This is a genomic window from Pseudomonas sp. FP2294 (genome assembly GCF_030687625.1).
In the GTDB taxonomy this organism is placed as follows: domain Bacteria; phylum Pseudomonadota; class Gammaproteobacteria; order Pseudomonadales; family Pseudomonadaceae; genus Aquipseudomonas; species Aquipseudomonas shahriarae.
Genome location: NZ_CP117441.1, coordinates 2,340,206 through 2,359,290, shown reverse-complemented (window position 1 = coordinate 2,359,290; position 19,085 = coordinate 2,340,206). Strand labels below are relative to the sequence as shown.

Annotated in this window: 12 protein-coding genes; 9 read left to right on the top strand and 3 right to left on the bottom strand. The window is 64.8% G+C overall.

The window, feature by feature from the left end; genetic code table 11:
- The 8 genes from PSH73_RS10355 (at position 1) to PSH73_RS10320 (ending at position 12,263) form a co-directional block, all read left to right on the top strand.
- Positions 1-933: a DUF58 domain-containing protein gene (locus PSH73_RS10355; RefSeq protein ID WP_057438643.1), complete on the top strand. Its 933-nt coding sequence runs from the start codon at positions 1-3 to the stop codon at positions 931-933.
- On the top strand, positions 930-1,424 hold the full coding sequence (locus PSH73_RS10350) for a DUF4381 domain-containing protein (protein ID WP_057438644.1): 495 nt from the start codon (positions 930-932) through the stop codon (positions 1,422-1,424). Before PSH73_RS10355 ends, PSH73_RS10350 begins: the two co-directional genes overlap by 4 nt.
- Complete coding sequence (locus PSH73_RS10345; protein ID WP_057444734.1) at positions 1,417-2,505, top strand: VWA domain-containing protein; 1,089 nt, start codon at positions 1,417-1,419, stop codon at positions 2,503-2,505. The genes PSH73_RS10350 and PSH73_RS10345 overlap by 8 nt, the downstream gene beginning before the upstream one ends.
- Positions 2,502-4,238, top strand: a complete 1,737-nt coding sequence (locus tag PSH73_RS10340) for a tetratricopeptide repeat protein (RefSeq protein ID WP_186625861.1) — start codon at positions 2,502-2,504, stop codon at positions 4,236-4,238. Before PSH73_RS10345 ends, PSH73_RS10340 begins: the two co-directional genes overlap by 4 nt.
- Positions 4,235-5,875: a BatD family protein gene (locus tag PSH73_RS10335; protein WP_057959835.1), complete on the top strand. Its 1,641-nt coding sequence runs from the start codon at positions 4,235-4,237 to the stop codon at positions 5,873-5,875. The genes PSH73_RS10340 and PSH73_RS10335 overlap by 4 nt, the downstream gene beginning before the upstream one ends.
- A gap of 909 nt (positions 5,876-6,784) precedes the next feature.
- Entirely contained in the window at positions 6,785-8,026 is a 1,242-nt protein-coding gene (locus tag PSH73_RS10330; protein ID WP_057438646.1) for an exonuclease SbcCD subunit D C-terminal domain-containing protein, read from the top strand.
- Positions 8,023-11,661: an AAA family ATPase gene (locus PSH73_RS10325; protein WP_216312694.1), complete on the top strand. Its 3,639-nt coding sequence runs from the start codon at positions 8,023-8,025 to the stop codon at positions 11,659-11,661. The genes PSH73_RS10330 and PSH73_RS10325 overlap by 4 nt, the downstream gene beginning before the upstream one ends.
- Positions 11,658-12,263 carry a glutathione S-transferase gene (locus tag PSH73_RS10320; RefSeq protein ID WP_076965179.1) on the top strand — a complete coding sequence of 202 codons (606 nt, stop codon included), beginning with the start codon at positions 11,658-11,660 and terminating at the stop codon, positions 12,261-12,263. Before PSH73_RS10325 ends, PSH73_RS10320 begins: the two co-directional genes overlap by 4 nt.
- A 13-nt stretch (positions 12,264-12,276) precedes the next feature.
- On the opposite strand, the gene PSH73_RS10315 is transcribed toward PSH73_RS10320, so the two are convergent.
- The 3 genes from PSH73_RS10315 to PSH73_RS10305 all read right to left on the bottom strand — a co-directional run bounded on the left by PSH73_RS10315 (position 12,277) and on the right by PSH73_RS10305 (position 14,064).
- Positions 12,277-12,456 (bottom strand): hypothetical protein, encoded by a 180-nt coding sequence (locus PSH73_RS10315; RefSeq protein ID WP_076965178.1) that lies wholly within the window; start codon positions 12,454-12,456, stop codon positions 12,277-12,279.
- Between the two features lie 155 nt (positions 12,457-12,611).
- Positions 12,612-13,787, bottom strand: coding sequence for a lactonase family protein (locus PSH73_RS10310; RefSeq protein WP_057438650.1), 1,176 nt, complete (start codon positions 13,785-13,787; stop codon positions 12,612-12,614).
- Positions 13,774-14,064 (bottom strand): DUF5629 family protein, encoded by a 291-nt coding sequence (locus PSH73_RS10305; protein WP_057959839.1) that lies wholly within the window; start codon positions 14,062-14,064, stop codon positions 13,774-13,776. The genes PSH73_RS10310 and PSH73_RS10305 overlap by 14 nt, the downstream gene beginning before the upstream one ends.
- A gap of 141 nt (positions 14,065-14,205) precedes the next feature.
- On the opposite strand from PSH73_RS10305, the gene PSH73_RS10300 reads away from it, so the two are divergent.
- Entirely contained in the window at positions 14,206-19,068 is a 4,863-nt protein-coding gene (locus tag PSH73_RS10300) for a DUF6543 domain-containing protein (RefSeq protein WP_305462409.1), read from the top strand.
- Positions 19,069-19,085: the final 17 nt, after the last annotated feature.

The window sequence follows — 19,085 nt, the reverse complement described above, 5'->3', positions numbered from 1 at the left end:
ATGAATGCCGGCGACGGGATCCATGTCAGCCTCAGCGAATTGATCGAGATGCGCCATCGCGTGCGCGAAGTACAGCTGTTTTCCACGCCCAGCCAGCGCAGCCCGTTGATCGGCCTGCACCACTCCAAACTGCGCGGGCGCGGCGTGGACTTCGATCAGGTGCGGGTGTACCAGGCCGGCGACGATGTGCGCACCATCGACTGGCGCGTCACCGCCCGCACCCAGGAGCCCCACACCAAGCTGTTCCACGAAGAGCGCGAACGGCCGATCTTTATCATGGTGGAGCAAAGCTGCCGGCTGTTTTTCGGCTCCGGGCTGATGTTCAAGTCGGTCCTCGCCGCCCAGGCCGCCAGCCTCATCGGCTGGGCCGCGCTGGGCCACAACGACCGGGTCGGCGGCCTGGTGTTCGGCGATAACGAGCACTACGAAATCAAGCCCCGGCGCAGCAAGCAAAGCCTGCTGCAACTGCTCAACCGCCTGGTACGGGTCAACCAGAGCCTCAACACCGAGAGCCGCCCCGAAGCCGACGCCCTGGGCATGGCCCTGCGCCGAGGCCGCGAAGTGCTGCGCCCCGGCAGCCTGGTGATTGTGATTTGCGACGAGCGCGCCCTGACCGAGGGCGCGGAGCAGCAACTGAGCCTGTTGTCGCGCCATTGCGACCTGTTGCTGCTGCCGGTCTCAGACCCGCTGGACCACGCACTGCCCGCCGCCGGGCTGCTGCGTTTCGCCGAGCGCGGCGCGCAATTGGAAATCGACACCTTGAACTTCGAGCTGCGCCAGGCCTACAAGGCCCAGGCCGAAGCACGCATCGCCCGCTGGGAATTGCTCGCGCAAAAACTGCGGGTACTGCTGATGCCATTGAGCACCCAGAGCGAAATGGTCGAGCAACTGCGCGAATACCTCAACCCGCAACGCCCGGTGAAAAAGCCATGAGCAGCCTGGACCAGTTGCAACCGCTGATCGCCCCACCGGCCATTGGTTTCTGGCCGCCGGCGCCGGGCTGGTGGCTGTTGCTGGCGCTGATCCCCCTGGCGGGCTGGGGCTTGTGGCGGCTGCGGCGCTTCCTGCCGAGCAAACGCCCCCTGGCCCGGGCCGAACAGCCCCTGGACCCGCTGCGTATTGCCGCCCTCGCGGAACTGGCGCTGATGCCCAAGCCCTACGACGGCGCACCGGCCGGCGCCTGGCTGCAGCAGCTCAACGGCCTGCTCAAGCGCCTGTGCCGCAACGACTACCCCTACAGCCAGAGCCACACCCTCAACGGGCGCAAATGGCTGGCCTTTCTCGACAACCGCTGCCCGGCCGCCGGCCTCACGCGCTGGATGGTCCTCGTCGAGGGCGCCTACAAACCCGAATGCAAGCTCGACGACAAGGCCATCGCCGGCCTGACGCAAGCGGTCGACACCTGGATTCGCAAACATGTTTGAGTTCGCCTGGCCGTGGGTCTTTGCCCTGCTGCCCCTGCCCTGGCTGATGCGGCTGATCCTGCCGGTGGCCGACAGCGGCGAGCCGGCCTTGAAAGTCAGCTTTCTGGGCGACCTCGAAGGCCTGGCCCGGCGCCGCGCGCGCATCAACCTGCCAGGCTGGCGCCAACAAGCGCCGTTCGTGGTGCTGTGGTTGTTGCTGCTGACCGCCGCCGCCCGCCCGGAATGGCTCGGCGAACCGTTGCCGATTGCCGCCAGCGGCCGCGACCTGTTGGTGGCGGTGGACGTGTCCGGCTCCATGGACTTCCCCGATATGCAATGGCAGGACGAAGACGTCAGCCGCCTGAGCCTGGTCAAGCACCTGCTTGGCGACTTTCTCGAAAGCCGCGAGGGCGACCGCGTTGGCCTGATCCTATTTGGCAGCCAGGCCTACCTGCAGGCACCGCTGACCTTCGACCGGCGCACCGTGCGCACTTGGCTGGATGAGGCACGCATCGGCATCGCCGGGAAAAACACCGCGATTGGCGACGCCATTGGCCTGGCCCTCAAACGCCTGCGGCAACGCCCGGCACAAAGCCGGGTGCTGATCCTGGTCACCGACGGGGCCAACAATGGCGGCGAAATCGACCCATTGACCGCCGCCCGCCTGGCCGCCGAAGAAGGCGTGAAAATCTACCCCATCGGCATTGGCGCCAGCCCCGAACAGACCGGCAGCCTGGGCATGCTCGGCCTCAACCCCAGCCTGGACCTCGACGAGCCGGCGCTCAAGGCCATCGCCCAGACCACCGGCGGGCAGTATTTCCGCGCCCATGACGGCGCCGAGTTGCAAGCGATCAAACAAACCCTCGACCAGCTGGAGCCGGTGGCGCAACAACCAACCCAGGCCCGCCCGACCCAGGCGCTGTATAGCGGGCCGCTGGCCCTGGCGCTGTTTCTCAGCCTGCTGCTGGTGATCCAGGAACGCTGGCCGGACAACGCCCTGCAACGGCTGCTCAATAAACTCTCGACCAAGGGCCATTTCCTGCAACAGCACCCGCAATGGCGGCAACGCCTTAAACGCCTGCGCTTGCGGAGGCGTCGATGATCGCTTTATGGCCGCACTGGTTCCGCCCCTGGTGGCTGTTGCTGCTGCCCGTCCTCGGCTGGTTGCTGTGGCAACTGTGGCATCGGCAAAAACGCGCCGGGCGCTGGCAGATGATCCTGCCGCCGGCCTTCCACGCCGCCCTGCTCAGTGGCGGCAATGGCCGGGAAAGCAAGTCACCATGGCTGTTGCTGGGCCTGGCCTGGCTGCTGGCGGTGCTGGCCTTGCTCGGCCCCGGCTGGCAACGGGTCGAACAGATCAGCCAGAAGCCCGCCGACCCGCTGGTGGTGGTGCTGGAGCTGACCCCAGAGATGCTTGCCACCGACAGCCCGCCCAATCGCCTGGAGCAGGCGCGGCGCAAGCTGGTGGATCTGCTGCAGGCGCGCAGCGATGCGCAGACCGCCATCGTCGTGTATGCCGGCAGCGCCCACACGCTGGTGCCACTGTCCGACGACCTGGCCACCAGCCGCAACCTGCTGGAAGCCCTGCGCCCGTCGATCATGCCCGAGGCCGGCCATCGTGCCGACCTGGCAGTGGAAAAAGCCCTGGGCCTGCTCAAGCACGGCGGCCTGGGCCAGGGTCGCCTGTTGTTGATTGGCTCGTCGCTGTCCAAGCAGGAACGCCAGGGCATTCGCCTGCTGCTGCAAGGCCAGGCGCCGAGCCTGTCGATCCTCGGCATCGGCAGCCGCGAAGGCACGCCAGTGACCCAGGAAAGTGGCGAGTTCCTCAAGGACGAACAAGGCGCGATCCTGATCCCGCGCCTGGACAGCCCGACGCTCAAGGCCTTTGCCAGCGAAATGGGCGGCCGCTATCGCCAGGCCCGCCTGGACGACAAGGACCTGCGCGGACTGGGCCTGCTGGACGGCCCGCAAAACCTGCGCGACGACGGTCAGCGCCTGCAACTGGACACCTGGGCCGACCAGGGTTACTGGCTATTGCTGCCCTTGCTGCTGCTTGCCGCCTGCGCCGGGCGCCGTGGCTGGCTGTTCTGCCTGCCGTTGCTGCTCCTGGCCGCGCCGCAGCCGAGCTACGCGTTCAGCTTTGACGACCTGTGGCTGCGCCCCGATCAACAGGGCCAGTACCTGCTCAAGCACAAACGCCCGGCCGAAGCCGCCGAACACTTTGAAAACCCGCAATGGCAGGGTGTCGCCCTGTACGAGGCGGGCAACTATGCGGAGGCGGCCCGACGTTTTGCCGAAGGCAGTGATGCCTATTCCCACTACAATCGTGGCAATGCCCTGGCCCGCACCGGTGAGCTGGAAGCCGCGATAGACGCCTATGAGCAAGCCCTGGAAGCCCAGCCGGACTTGCAGCCCGCCCTGAAAAACAAAGCCCTTGTCGAGAGCCTGCTGCTGGAAGAACCGGAACCTGAGCCGCCCGCACCGGAAAAAAACGAGGATGACGAATCCACCCAACCCGGCCAAACTGCACAACCGGGCGACAGCGGCCAGCAGGCCAACGGCGGCGAGCAATCGCCCCAGGGCGCGGGCCAGGCAGGCACGGCTGACACACAAACCGGCACCCCGCCCGTTGCCGGCAACAACGAAGTACCCGGCAGCGAACTGGGCGACGAACAAACCACGACGCCGCCCTTGCGCCCCACCGAGAGCCACCTCGACGAGGAGCACCGCCAGGCCCTGGAACAGTGGCTGCGACAGATCCCGGACAACCCCGGCGAGTTGTTGCGACGCAAATTCTGGTACGAACAGCAACAACATCAGGACAAGACTCGATGAGCCGCTGCACCCCCTTTGTCTTATTGCTAGCGCTGTGGGCCGGTCACGCCCAGGCGGCCGACCTGGCCGCCAGTATCGACCGCAGCCGCGTCAATTCCGGGGAAACGGTGGAGCTGACAATCGAGTCCAACGACGTCACCCAGTTCGGCAAGCCGGACCTAGCGCCCCTGGACCCGCTGTTCGACGTGCGTGGCACCCGCCAGATCAACCAACTCACCACCCTTGACGGCAGCAACCACGCCACCACTCGCTGGATCATCACCTTGCAGCCCAAGACCACCGGCACCGTGGTGATCCCGCCGCTGCAACTGGGCGAACTCAAGACCCAGGCGATCAGCCTGCAAGTGGACGAAACCCTGGGCCAGGACAGTGATAATCAACTGGAACCGGTATTCATCGAAGCCAGCCTCGATGAGGGCAGCGTCTATGTGCAGGCCCAGGCCCTGCTGACGGTGCGCATCTACCACTCGGTGGCGCTGTATGACGACAGCAGCCTGACGCCGTTGCAGTTGTCTGACGCGCGGGTCGAGCAGGTGGGCGATTCGCGCACCTATGAAAAAGTCATCAACGGCGTGCGCCACGGCGTGATCGAAATGCGCTATGGGATCTACCCGCAACACAGCGGGCAACTGCTGATCCCGGCGCAAATATTCAGTGCCACCCAAGTCGAACCGCGCCCGGCCCAGGGCACCACGCCCCAGGCACCCAGGCCCGGCAAGCTGTTGCATGTCAATTCCACCGAAATCCCCCTGACGGTCAAGCCCAAGCCGGCCCTGTACCCCGCAGACGCCCCCTGGCTGCCGGCGCGCAGTCTGAGCCTGGGTGAAAGCTGGAACCCGGAACCTACGAACGTGCAGGTCGGCGACTCCCTGACCCGCATCCTCACCCTCAAGGCCGAAGGCTTGGCCAGTGCCCAGTTACCGGCGCTGCCGAGCACCGAAATCGCCGGCCTGCGGCGTTACCCCGACCAGCCGGTGTTGAGCAACCAGAGCAGCGAGCGCGGGGTGATCGGCAGCCGCGAAGACCGCGAGGCCCTGGTGCCCAACCGCGCCGGCGCCCTGGAGCTGCCGGCGGTGGAGGTGGTGTGGTGGAATACCCATGAAGACCATCTGGAACGCACCAGCCTGCCGGCCCGCACCCTGCAAGTGGCGGTCAACCCGAGCCTGGTGGTCGACACCCCGGCCACCCCCACCGTAATCACCGCACCGGACGATGGCCGCCTGTGGATCTGGCAACTTACCAGCCTGCTCCTCGCCGGCACCACCCTGCTCGGCTTCGGCCTGTGGTGGCGGGCCCGCTCCCGCCCGGCAATCCAGCGCGCCGCCCAGACAGGGCCCAGCCCCCGTACCTTGCTCGACGACCTCAAGCGCGCGAGCCAGGCCAATGACCCCCAGGCCACACGCCAGGCGCTGGATGCCTGGGCACGCCAACAACCGGAAACCCTGGCGGACATGGCGGCGCGGTTTGTGCCCTTGTCCGATGCCCTGGATGGGCTGAACGGCGCGCTCTATAGCGAAACCGGCCAGTATTGGCAGGGTGAGGAGCTGTGGCGGGCGATCAAGGCCATTCCCATGGCCGAGCGCGAACAGGCGCCGGTGGCCGACAGCACCAGCTTGCCGCCGCTGTATCCCAAGTAACTGCCCATGCTGTAGCGACATTGGGCTCGGCGCAGGCATATTCGTTGGGGCATGCGTGGACTGCTGTGGGAGCTGGCTTGTTGGTGATGGCGGGGTTGTGTACATATCCGTTGCTGCGGTCACGGCGGCTATTGGTTCCGCCCTTACGGCGGCTCACTTTGGAAGAGCGCCAAAGTAAGCAAAGCGCTCTTGCCCCACCACTCGGCACCTCGCCTAGGCTCGGTGTGCCCGTCATCCGACATTGATTTGGGGGGCCGCCGCGATGGGCCATCCATGGCCCAGCGCGGCTAACCCGGCGTCCTGCCGGGTTACCCCCCAAATCAAAATCGGATGACGGCCAGCGTGGTTTAACGGGGCGCCTCAGATCAAAAGCAAAGCGAGGCGGCCTGACAGCCGACCCGACAAGCCAGCTCCCACAGGGGAATGCAGCTTCGCGCTCTGGCTTTGCTGTTGCTCTGTTTTTGATCTGGCTTTTGATCTTGATCTCAGGCGCCCCGTTAAACCACGATGGCCGCAGGCAGGTATTGCGCAGTGGGTACCCCGGCATGGATGCCGGGGTAGCCGCGACACGGCCAGGGATGGCCGATCGCGGCGGGCCCACGGAGCAATGCCTGACTGCGGGCATGCCGAGCCTAGGCGAGGCACCGAGTGGTGGGGCAAGAGCCCTTTTGGTTACTTTTGGCTGGGCCGGCACTCCGGGCTCTTTTCCAAAAGTGACCCGCCGTAAGGGCGGAACCAATAGCCGCCGTGACCGCAGCAACGGATATGTACACAACCCCGCCATCACCGACAAGCCAGCTCCCACAAAGCCCCGTAGCTTTGCGCTCTGGCTTTGCTGTTGATCTTGGGCGCCCCATTACCATTTACAGGTAAACTCCCCTCCTTTCCCTATTCCCCACGGAGTTCGCCTTGCGTCTGTTTCACACCTCCGACTGGCACCTGGGCCAAAACCTCCACGGCCAGGAACGCGACTTCGAGCACGCCTGTTTTCTCGAGTGGCTGCTGGGCCAGATCAAGCTGCACTGCCCCGATGTGCTGTTGATTGCCGGCGATATCTTCGACACGGTCAACCCGCCGCTCAAAGCCCAGGAGCGTCTGTATGACTTCATCATCAACGCCCATGAACAAAACCCCGACCTGACGATTGTGATGATCGCCGGCAACCACGACTCCGGCTCGCGCATTGAGCTGCCGGCGCCGTTGATGCGGCGTTTGCGCACCCATGCCCTGGGCCGGGTGCTGTGGCTGGATGACGGGCAACTGGATGTGGAGCGCTTGCTGATTGCTCTACCGGACAAAACCGGGGCTGTGGCCGGCTGGTGCCTGGCGCTGCCGTTCCTGCGCCCGGCCGAGGTCACTGGCGCACTGCTGGGCGACGATTACCTCAAGGGTATCGGCCAGGTGCATGAGCGCCTGATCGCGGCGGCCAACGCCAAGCGCCAGCCGGGCCAGGCGCTGGTTGCCATCAGCCACGCGCATATGGCCGGCGGCTCGGTGTCGGAAGACTCCGAGCGCAGCCTGATCATCGGCAACGCCGAAGCGCTGCCGGCCAGTCTGTTCGATGCCAGTGTCAGCTATGTCGCCCTCGGCCATTTGCACAAGCCGCAGCGGGTCAATGGTGAGGAGCGCATCCGTTATTGCGGCTCGCCGATCCCGCTGTCGTTCTCCGAAATCGGCTATCAACACCAGATTCTCGACGTGCAACTGGACGGTGACACCCTGGTCAGCGTCGAATCGCGCCTGATCCCCCGCGCCGTGCATCTGCAACGCCTGGAAGCCGCACCCCTGGCCGAGATCCTCAAGCAACTGGCGGAGCTGCCCGATGTCGACCTGCTGGCCGAAACCCAGCGCCAGCCGTGGCTGGAGGTGCGGGTGCGCCTCGACGAACCCCAGCCCGACCTGCGCCAGCAAGTGGAAAACGCCCTGCTGGGCAAGGCCGTGCGCCTGGTGCGCATCGCCGCCGAGTACGCCGGCAGCGGCGCACGCCAGGACCATGGCCAAGAGCAGTTGATCGAACTCGACCAGCTCACGCCCCAGGAACTGTTCAGCCGTGCCTGGCAGGAAAGCTACGGCAATGACGTGGACGAACAGACCCTCAAGGATTTCGCCGTGCTGCTCCAGGAAGTGCAACAGGAGGAGCAACTGCCATGAAGATCCTCGCCATCCGCCTGAAAAACCTTGCGTCCCTGGCCGGGCCATTCGAGATCGACTTTACCGCCGAGCCCCTGGCCAGTGCCGGCCTGTTTGCGATCACCGGGCCCACCGGCGCCGGCAAAAGTACCTTGCTCGACGCCCTGTGCCTGGCGCTGTTTGGCGCCGTGCCACGCCTGGGCGATACCGGCCAGGCGAAAATGCCCGATGCCGATACCGATATCTCCATCGGCGACCCGCGCACCCTGATCCGCCGCGGTACCGGCGGCGGGTATGCCGAGGTGGACTTTATCGGCGTCAGCGGCCGGCGCTACCGCGCGCGCTGGGAAGCCAACCGTGCCCGCGACAAGGCCAGCGGCAAGCTGCAGAACAGCCGGCAAAGCCTGATCGACCTGGACAGCGAGCAACTGCTGGCCAGCCAGAAAACCGAATACAAGACCCAGCTGGAACTGGCCCTGGGCCTGAACTTCGAACAGTTCACCCGCGCCGTGCTGCTGGCGCAAAGTGAGTTCAGCGCCTTTCTCAAGGCCAACGACAATGAGCGCAGCGAACTGCTGGAAAAGCTCACCGACACCGCGCTCTACACCCAGTTGGGCCAGCGTGCGTTCGTCAAGGCACGGGAGGCCAAGGAAGCCCACAAGCTGCTGCAAGACCAGGCGACCGGCGTCACGCCGTTGCCGGCCGAGGCCCGCGCCGAGCTGGATCAACAGTTGAGCGCAGCCCAGCACCAGCTCAAGACCCAGCAGGCCCAGCTCAAGCAACTGGAACTGCAGCACACCTGGCTCAAGGAACTGCGCGAGTGGCAAGAGCGCCAGCACAGTGCAGCCGAACAGTTGCAGCAAGCCCAACAGCAATGGGACAGCCAAGGCCAGCAGCGCCAGGACCTGAACTACTTGGAGCAACTGGCACCGCAGCGTCATCATTTCGCGCGGCACAGCGAATTGACCGGCCAACTGGAACCCCTGGCCGCGCAGATCCGCCAGCACCTTGAACAACAAAGCGCCCTGCACACGCGCCAGGAGCAGCTGCAACAGCAGCAAGCCAGCGCACACAGCGCCTTGGCCGCAGCCCTGCAACAACAGACCGACGCGGTGCCGCTGCTGCGCCAGGCCTTCGAGGAACAAAGCAGCCTCGCCCGCCTGACCCGCGAGCTGGCCCAAAGCAACGAACAGCTGCAACTGGGGCAAACCGCCTGCACCGAGGGCCAGGCCGCGCTCGATGCCTTGCACGCCCAGCAACAGCAGGTCACCAGCCGCCTGCAACAACTGGCGGCACAGCTTGAGCGCAGCGCCGGGCTGGCGCCCTTGAGCGACGCCTGGAACGCCTACCGTGACCGCCTGCAACAGCTGATGCTGATCGGCAATCGCCTGAACAAGGGCCAGGCCGAACTGCCGCAACTGGAAGAACGCGCCAACCGCGTCAGCGAGCAATGGACTCAGCAGCGCGCGGCCCTGGACCTGCTGTATCAGGAAGCCGGTGCCGAACCCCATGCCGTGGCCGAGCAGATCCAGTTGCTCGACAGCCTGCTCAAGGACAATCGCAAGCAGCAACGGGCCTTCGAAGACCTGACGCGGCTCTGGGACAGCCAGCAGCAGCTGGACCAGCAACAACAGGAGTTGGCCCTCAAGCAGGCCACCGCCCAGCAACAGCGCGAGCAGTTGAACCAGACCGGCCTGCAAGCCAAGGCCGAGCTGACAGTGGCCGAGCAGACCCTGAGCGTGACCAAGCAGTTATTGGAGCGTCAGCGGCTGGCACGCAGTGCCAGTGTCGAGGAGTTGCGCGGGCAATTGCAGGATGATCAGCCCTGCCCGGTGTGCGGCAGCGTCGAGCATCCTTACCATCAGCCCGAAGCCTTGTTGCACAGCCTCACGCGCCACGATGAAAACGAAGAGGCCACTGCACAGCTCGCCGTCGAGACCCTCAAGGAAAAGCTCACCGACCTGCGCGGCGAAGTTGGCGGCTTGATCGCCCAGCAGAAGGAGTTCCTGCAACAGCAGGAGCAGTTGGCGACCCAGCGCCAGGCCCTGGCGCCGAGCCTCGAGGCCCATCCGTTAAGCGCCACCCTGTTCAACCAGGACAGCGACAAACGCAGCGCCTGGCTGGCGCAGCAACTGGGCCAGCTCAGCCAGAGCATCACCCAGGACGAACAGCGCCAGGGCGCCCTGCTCAACCTGCAACAAAATGCCGGGCGCCTGCAGCAACAGTTGCAAGCCGCCCAGGATGCCAGCCAACAGGCCCGCCAGCAGTTGATCGACCAGCAACGGGAGCTGGCCAGCGACCGCGAGCGCCTGGACGAAGAGCTCAATGCTTTCGCCAGCCTGCTACCGGCCGAGACCCTCGAAGGCCTGCGCACGGAGCCCGCGACCACGTTCATGCTGTTGGACCAACAGATCAGCCAGCGCCTGGAGCAGCTCGGCTACCAGAAGGATGAACTGGCCGAGCAGCAACAGCGCCAGCAAACCCTCGAAAAAGAACAGGACCGCCAGCAACATCGCCAACAACAGCTGGCCGTGTTGCAGCAACAATTGGCTGAGCTGAGCGCCCAACAGCAGGCCGCCCAGGCACAACTCAGCGCCCTGGTGGGTGAGCACAGCAGTGCCGAGCACTGGCAGCAGCACCTTGAGCAGGCGGTGGAACAGGCGCGCCAGAGTGAGACCCAGGCCAATCAGCAGTTGCAGGACACCCGCAGCGAACTGATCCAATTGGCCGCCGACCTCAAGGCCCGCCAGGAGCGCCAGCAAGCCCTGGACAGCGAACTCCAGGCGTTGCACAGCCGTATCAGCGAGTGGCGCGCCCAACATCCGCAGCTTGACGACGCCGGCCTGGCGCACCTGCTGGCCTTCGACGAGGCGGCTGTCAGCGCACTGCGCCAGCAGGTGCAGCACAGCGAAAAAGCCATTGAGCAAGCCAAAGTTCTGCTGCAAGAGCGCGAGCAACGCCTCAAGGACCACCAGGCCCTGCACAACGGCAACCTCGACGCCGAACAGCTGGACGCGGCCCTGGCCGACCTTAATCAGCAATTGCACAACGCCGAGAAACACTGCGCCGAACTGCGCGCCCAACAAGCCGAAGACCAGCGACGCCAGGACGCCAACCAGAGCCTGGCACTCACCACCGCCAAGGCCTATGAAGAGTGGCAGCGCTGGGCGCGGCTGGATGCGCTGATCGGCTCGGCCACCGGCGACAAGTTCCGCAAGTTCGCCCAGGCCTACAACCTCGACCTGCTGGTGCACCACGCCAACGTGCAACTGCGCCAACTGGTACGCCGTTATCGCCTCAAGCGCGGCGGCAGCATGCTCGGCCTGCTGGTGCTGGACACGGAAATGGGCGATGAACTGCGCTCGGTGCACTCGCTGTCCGGCGGCGAGACGTTCCTGGTCTCCCTGGCGCTGGCCCTGGGGCTGGCGTCGATGGCCTCCAGCACCTTGAAGATCGAGTCGTTGTTTATCGACGAAGGCTTCGGCAGCCTGGACCCCGAATCCCTGCAACTGGCGATGGATGCCCTCGACGGCCTGCAGGCCCAGGGGCGCAAGGTGGCGGTGATTTCCCATGTGCAGGAAATGCACGAGCGGATACCGGTGCAGATCCAGGTCAAGCGCCAGGGCAATGGCCTGAGCACCCTGGAGGTCAAGTGAGCGAGACGCTGCTGTTTTCGTTCCGTCGTTGCCCCTACGCCATGCGCGCGCGAATGGCCCTGCGGTATTCAGGGGTGGCGCTGCGGATTGTCGAGGTCAGCCTCAAGGCCAAGCCGGCCGAGATGTTGGCGCTGTCACCCAAGGGCACGGTGCCGGTGTTGTGTGTGGGTGGCCAGGTGATCGACGAGAGCCTGGCGATCATGCACTGGGCGTTGGCGCAGAACGACCCCGAGGACTGGCTGCTCGAGGCTGATCCGGCGGCGCAGAGGTTGATGGCGCAATTGATTGGCGAGAATGACCAGGCCTTCAAGGTGTATTTGAATCGCTACAAATACGCCGAGCGCTACCCGGAGCAGCCGATGGAACACTATCGCGCCGAGGGCGAGGTGTTTTTGCGCCAGCTGGAGGGATTGCTGGCGCAACGTGATTACCTACTGGCCGATCACCTGAGCCTGGCGGACGTGGCGCTGATGCCGTTCATTCGCCAGTTTGCCCATGTGGATCGGGAGTGGTTTGCAACAACGCCGTATCCGCGTTTGCAGCAGTGGCTGCAGCGTTTTCTGGCGGCGCCGTTGTTTACCGCAGTGATGGCAAAAACCTGAAGCCGAGTGCTGCTCACTGCGGGGTCTTGTGATCCAGGGCGGCGTAGAAGTTGGCGCTCTGTTGCAGGTATTTCTGGGTGTAGGCGCTGGTGCTGGATTTTTTGCTGCTGATCTCCACGCTGGCGCTGGCTGGCAAGGCGACGGTGGCGGAAACAGCGGAAGCGGCAATGATCGAGAAGAGATTGAAGTTCATGGCGGTAACCCTTGTGTTCAGTTGGCTGGATGGCTTGTGAAGGCCTTGGAGCAAACTTACGCCTGGGTTCCGGCTCGCTGAAATGCTTTGAAACAGTAGCCGTTATCACTGGGATTAATACAAGGAGTCAGGCCCCGTACACCGGGGCCTGTGGCTTATTGACGCACCAGAAACTTGAGATCGCTGGGAGCATCAATCGGCAGTTTTTGTACCGTTTTGCCCAGTTGGCCGGTCTGGCTATCGCGCTCGATCACCACGATCTGGTTGCTCTTCTGGTTGGCAATCAACAGGAACCTGCCGCTCGGATCCAGGCTGAACTCACGGGGATGATCGCCGTCCACGGCGCGGCGCTGGATCTCTTTCAGCTGTGCGTTGGCCGGATCAATGGCGAACACCACGATCTGATTGGCGGTGCCACGGTTACTGACGTAGAGGAACCTGCCGTCGCTGGAGGCGTGCAATGCCGCGCCGGCCTTGTCCGACAGCGGTTGCCCGGCGGCAAAGTCCACCCGTTGGCGTTCGCTCAGTTTGCCGTCCTGGTAGTCGTACACCGCGACCTGCGCGCTCATCTCGGTGGTCAGCCAGGCATGCTTGCCATCGGCACTGAACAGCAGGTGACGCGGGCCACTGCCCGGCGGCAACTGCACGGAATCCGGATCGGCGGGGGTCAGCGGCCGCTCAGGGTTGGCCTTGGGGTCGTAGCGGTAGGCAAAAATCCGGTCCGCCCCCAGGTCCTGTACAAACACGTACTTGCCATCCGGCGACGACACCACCGAATGCACATGGTTGGACGCCTGGCGCTCGGGGTTGACGCCGCTGGCCGGGTGCCCGCTCAGTTGCACCGGTGGCGCCAGCCTGCCCTCGGCATCGACCGGCAGGGCCGCCAGGCTGCCGCCCGGATCTTGCAGCACCGAGTAGTTGGCAACAAACAGGTAACGCCCATCGGCGGCCAGGCTTGAGTGGGTGGGTTCGTTGCCCAGGCTCTGCACCTGGTTGATCAGGGTCAGTTGGTGGTTGGCCGGGTCAATGCGATAGCTGCTGACACGCCCGACTTCGTCCTGCTGGCCCGGGCCGTTTTCATTGACCACGAACAGGCGTTTCTGGTCCGGGGACAAGGTCAGCCAGGACGGGTTCTGCGCCTTGGCCGCCAGCACCGGCGGGCCGCTGAACTGGCCGGTACGGCTGTCGAACTGCAGGCGATAGATGCCTTCGCTGGTGCCGGCGGTGTAGCTGCCCACCAGCAGATCAAAGGTATCGGCCGTGGCGGCCTGGACCGACATCGCACCGACACTGCCGGCCATCAGCAGGGGCCAGAATTTACGCATCAGCATGTTCGTCGTCCTCGTCTTCGTTGCTGCCGGTGATGGCGCTCAGGCACACCAGGCGGTGCTCGCCCGAGTCACCGGTGAGCGTCCAGCTTTGCAAGGCTTCATCAAACGTCGCGGCCTGCACCTGGGCGATGCTGAACGTCCAACGTTTCTCGGCCCGACCGTCCATGCTCTTGATCAGCAACTGCCGGTCATCGAAGGTGAAATCAAAAGCATGCAGGCCATCGATTTCGAGCATGTCGCTGGTGTGGAGTGCAGTAGGCAGAGTGGCAGCAGTCATCAGGATCATTCATCAGTGGAAAAACGTTGATGATAGGCCAAACCGTGTTCGCCGTCGTGTCGCGATAACCGGCTACCACACTGCGGCCCCAGCGGCTTGCCATTCTGCGGAGGAACCCCATCGCGCAGAACGGAATCTTTTATGCCGGACACTTTACCCGCCCCACCCCCTGGCCCATCGCTGTTCACTCACCGCAGCAACACCCCGGCCCTGGCCGTCGCCCGCCAATTCGCCGATCGCCCGGGCTTGCGCCAGGTGCTTGAGCAACACCTGCAGGAACGCCTGCTGGAACACTTCCCGGTGCTGCGCCTGGATGTGTCTACGGTCAGGCTGGCCACCCCCAACCAACGGCGCGGCTGGGATCTCAAGCGCCTGATCGACGTCGTCCTCGATCACCTGGGCAAGGGCACGGCCCTGAACCTGACCCTGGTCATCGACGAACGTCGCTGCTTCCTGTCCCAACGACCGCCGTCGCGCCTGACCTATGAGGCCAATGGCCCCCGCGAGCCGGATATGACCGTCATTGAACGGGTGATTCTGGACCTCGCCTTTACCCTGCCTATCGCTTTGCAACACGCCCTGACGAGCTACTGGAACCTCGACGCAGATACCGGCGTCAGCCGCTGGCAATGGCTTGGCGACCTGCTGTGCGACACCCTGAAAAACACCGCAAGCCTGCTGCCGAGCGGCCCCGCCCGGAACATGCTCGATAGCGTGACCGGCGAGCCCGATCGCCGCGAGCGCCAGGCCGCGCCCGCAGGTTTCGTGCATGCCTACTGCCTGCAAGCCTGCGTGAGCAACCAGGACCGCGAAGCGCGCCTGCTAAGCACCGACCTGCTGTTGGTGCAGGGCACCCAGATCCTGCTGTGCCAGGCGTCGGGCAATGTCGAGCCCTTTGCCTCAATCGAGGCCTTCACCCACACCTGGGGCCAACGCCTGGCCAGCCGCTTGCAAGCGGACACGCTGGTGGTCAAGCGTTACGAGCCCGATGGCAATCTCTTCGATACCCAGGCCGCCTTACTGCTCAACCAGCAACTGGACGACCTTCAAGCCATCCGTTTGCCGGCTACCGAAGGGGTACGCGCCCTGGAGCAGCAGGTCACCGACGCCAGCGACCCTGTGCCCTTGCTTATCGCCGCCCCCGCGCCGGACCCTACGCTGCAACCTGTCCTGCAGGCGGCGCTGCCCCCCTGGCTGCTGGCAGCCGATGCCGAGCAGCGCTTTGCCTATCGCCAAGGGCTGTTGGACCAGGCGCGCCTGCAACGGCAAACCGGCGGTGCATCCTTTCTGAGCGGCGTCGAAAACCTGCAAGCCTTCACCACCCGCACCCTGCGCGAGCAGATGCGCCGCGACCACCCCGAGTCCAGCGTGGAGCCAGACAACCTGGCGCTGACCTTCCATGTCCCGGTGGGAGACCTGCGCAGCGGCTATCTGGCACAGCAGACCATGAGCCTGAGCGAACTGGCGATCAACAACCTCGCCGCCGCGCCCCAGGGTCGCCTGACCCTGCGCGACACCTCGGGGGCGGACGTTCCGCAGTGGCTGACCGAAGACTACGTCCTGGGGGAAAAGGGCCTGCTCCATAGCACCCCAGGGCTGATCCGCCAGGTGGACGTCGGCCGGCACTACCCGCAGACAATCCGCGAACAGCTGTTGGGGGACACCGCCCAAGCCCGTCGGCGTGAAGCGCTGTTCGGCCAGGAGCTGGCGGTACAGTTGCCGCGCCAAGCCCTGGAGTTGGCGATTCGCGGGCAACAGGGGTTTACCTTCCTGGGTTATCGCTACGTCAAGGCGGTACTGCACAGCAACCTGTCGGGGCGGGTGGTGGATGCCCAGGACATCGTGATCCGCCCTCTGGCCTTCGCCCATAAGCCCGGTGCCGTGCCGGATATCGTCAGCAACATGTTTATCATCGAACCGCGCGCTAGCGACGCCGGGCCGCCGATTCTCTACCGCCCGTTGTACCAGGACGCGCTGCAGCAATTCAGCAGCCGTGCGGCCCTGTTCGACGCCATCGCACAACCCGGCGCGCTACAAGACAGCGTATTGTCCTGGATGACGGACAAGGCCCGGCCGATCTACAGCCATAATGGCTTTCACAGCCCACATATCCTGCGCTTCGGCCAGGGTGACGACAGCGTGCAATGGCCTGCCCCACCGCCCGCCCAGTTGGCGCAGGACAGCCATGGCGGCGAAATCCCCGGTTCCCTGGCGCAGGCACTGGCCACGGGCAACCTGACCCAATACCTGTACGGCAGCAATGCCCGGGCACTGGTGGACCTGGCAGACCGGGACTCGGTGTCCAATGCCGAAAGCCGCTGGAAAGTGCTGCTGGAAGGTGGCTGGCTGCTGTTCAACGCTCTGCTGCTGCCGCTGCTGCGCGGGCCGGCAATGGCGGCGGGCTGGATGGCACAACTGGCGGTCAGCCTGCGCCACGATATTCTCGCCCTGCAAGGCAATGACGCCGCTGCGCGGGAACTGGCCTGGGTCGATGTGCTGCTCAACATCGGCCTGATTCTGTTGCACGTGGCCTCCCGGCCCACCCCTACCCTTGAGCAGGCGGCGCACACCACCGAGCCGGCCTTGGCGCTGACCCTCGCGGCACTGCGCCGCCCGGCGACGACGGCCCACCCGCCGACAGTGATCGAACAAGGCACGGTGGGCCTGCCCGCCGAGCCACCGGCCGGCGACCAGACCCTGGTGGACTTTATCCACTCCAACGCGCGGGACAGCAGTCGCCGACGCCTGCTGGAGGCCCTGCACGAACTGCATGTACCCTGGCCGGTGCCGCCGCCCTTACCGGTGAGCATCGGCGCCTTCAAGGGCCTGTACCGCATTGATCAGCAGTGGCATGCCTCGGTGGCCGGCCTGCTGTTTCGCGTGAATGTCCTGCCGGACCTGGGCCAAGTGTTCCTGGTTCATCCGCACAAACCGCAGCACCCCGGCTTCCAGCTGACACGCAATGCCCAGGGTCGCTGGAGCCTGGACCTGGGCCTGAAACTGCGCGGTGGCGGGCCGAAGAACCGGCTCAAGGCCAAGCTGGCGCAAATCGATCAGCAACGCAGCCAGGTGTCGGAGGAAATTAATCGCATCGGTGATCAGATCAGCGTCCTGATCAAGCGCCTGCAACCGATCGACCAGGTGCTGGATGCCGCCCGCTTGAAGTTCGAGCAAGCGCATAACGCCTTGGGCAAAACGCGCCTAAGCTTGCGCAGCAAACCGGACGACCCGGCGCTGATAGCCGAGCACCGCGACAAAGTCGCCCAACGCTCCCGGACCAGGACCGCCTTCCAGCTTTTTCAGGAGCGCTTCGATCAGGCCGCCGCCGAATTGCTGCAACAGCGGCGCGAGCTGATCACGGCCTATGGCCAAATGAAAGAAGTGGACAGTCGCTTCGACTACGAAGGGCAGTGCGTCGAGCAATATCAGTCGATTCTGGCCACCGATGAAATCCGCGTCAGCCAGTTGTCATCCCTCTACCTGGCAACATTCATTTCCGAACAGGGCGAGTCGCTGATCGAACTGCAAGGCGCAGCCCACGATGTCGGGGCGATGCGCTATGTCAAGGATCTGCTGGAGACCAACTTTGCGGTTTCCGAGCGCCACGCCCAGGCGATGACTGCCATTGAGAACACCCTGGAGGAAATGGCCGCACGCTTGAAGACCGGCCCCGCGCAACGCCTCAAGTACCTCAATGGTCACCCCAAGCGCCGGTTCTACAACCGCCTCAACGCCACCCTCGAATCCCTGGATGTGCTGACCGAGTTGAGCATCGACCAGACGATCCCGGCCACCACGCCCCAGGAACACTACTTCCTGGCGCGCCATGACCACCTGCAATCCTCGCTGTCGCCTCTGGAAGACTCACACCTGGAGCTACTGACCACCGAAGGCTTCACCCCAGCCGAGCGCAAGGCCGTGCTGAGCAACCTGATCAAGCATTACCGCCGCCGACTGCAAATTTACCAGAGCCTGCTGGAACTGGACTCGCCCCTGGCACACCCACGGTATATGCCGCTGCTGATCGAGCGCCTGCACACCGCCCGTGACAGCGCCGAGACGGATCTGGCGGCCCTGTTGCGCGAGGATGAATTCCTGCCGCCACAACCGACGCCGTTTAAACCGGTACGCACGACGTCGCGAACCAAACGCGTATTCAAATCACGGGACAAGGGAGCCCTGGTCGGCGAGTTGGAACCCGCGCAAAGCGACATCCCCTTCCCCACCATCGTGACCCGCAACCCGATTACCCAGCAGGTCAGCGGGCGCTTTATGGAGCATCCCAATGAGGGCTGGGTAGAGATTGTCGACGCCCAGCCCACCGCGCCGGTCGAGCCATCTCCGGCGCCGTCCCTGGCGACCTTGCGCACCCAGGCACAACGGCTGCTGGAAGAAGTGCCCGGTATCGAGCGCTCTATCGAGTTCCAGAAAAAGAAGCTCAGCGACCCGACACGCCGCGATGAACTCAACCCGCAAGACTGGCGCGACATGCTCGCGCACCAGGCCGAGCGCCTCGAAGCGGTCGCGACCGAGTTGACCAACCACCATGGGGACAAGCCGGACATGCCGCAGACCGTGGAACGCTTGCGCCGGCGCGCCAGCGACTTGCGCAGCCAAGGCACGCAGCAGTGCATCGAGGGCTACAAGGCCCAGCGCCCGCGCCAGGAACACATCGAGTTCCTGCGTAGCCACGGCGCGATTGATATCGGCCTGGTCCACGGCGCCCAACGTACCGCGTCCAGGGACTACGTGTTGGAGTTCGCCGTGCGCGAGAAAAACAGCCTCACGGTGCTGTGGTACGCCCACTTCCACTACAGCCAGGCCGACAGTTTGCCCAGTGCCTACACCGCCGCCCATCTCAAGCGCCCCGAACAGCGCTTTGTGACCCTGCGGGACTTGATCGCCCAGGCCGGTGCAGACAGCCAGGCCATCGTGCGAGACCTGTACCACCCGATCACCGCGCCGTTTGACCAACGCCTGTTCCTCAGCCTGTTGCCCGCCTAGAACCCCGCCATGAAGGC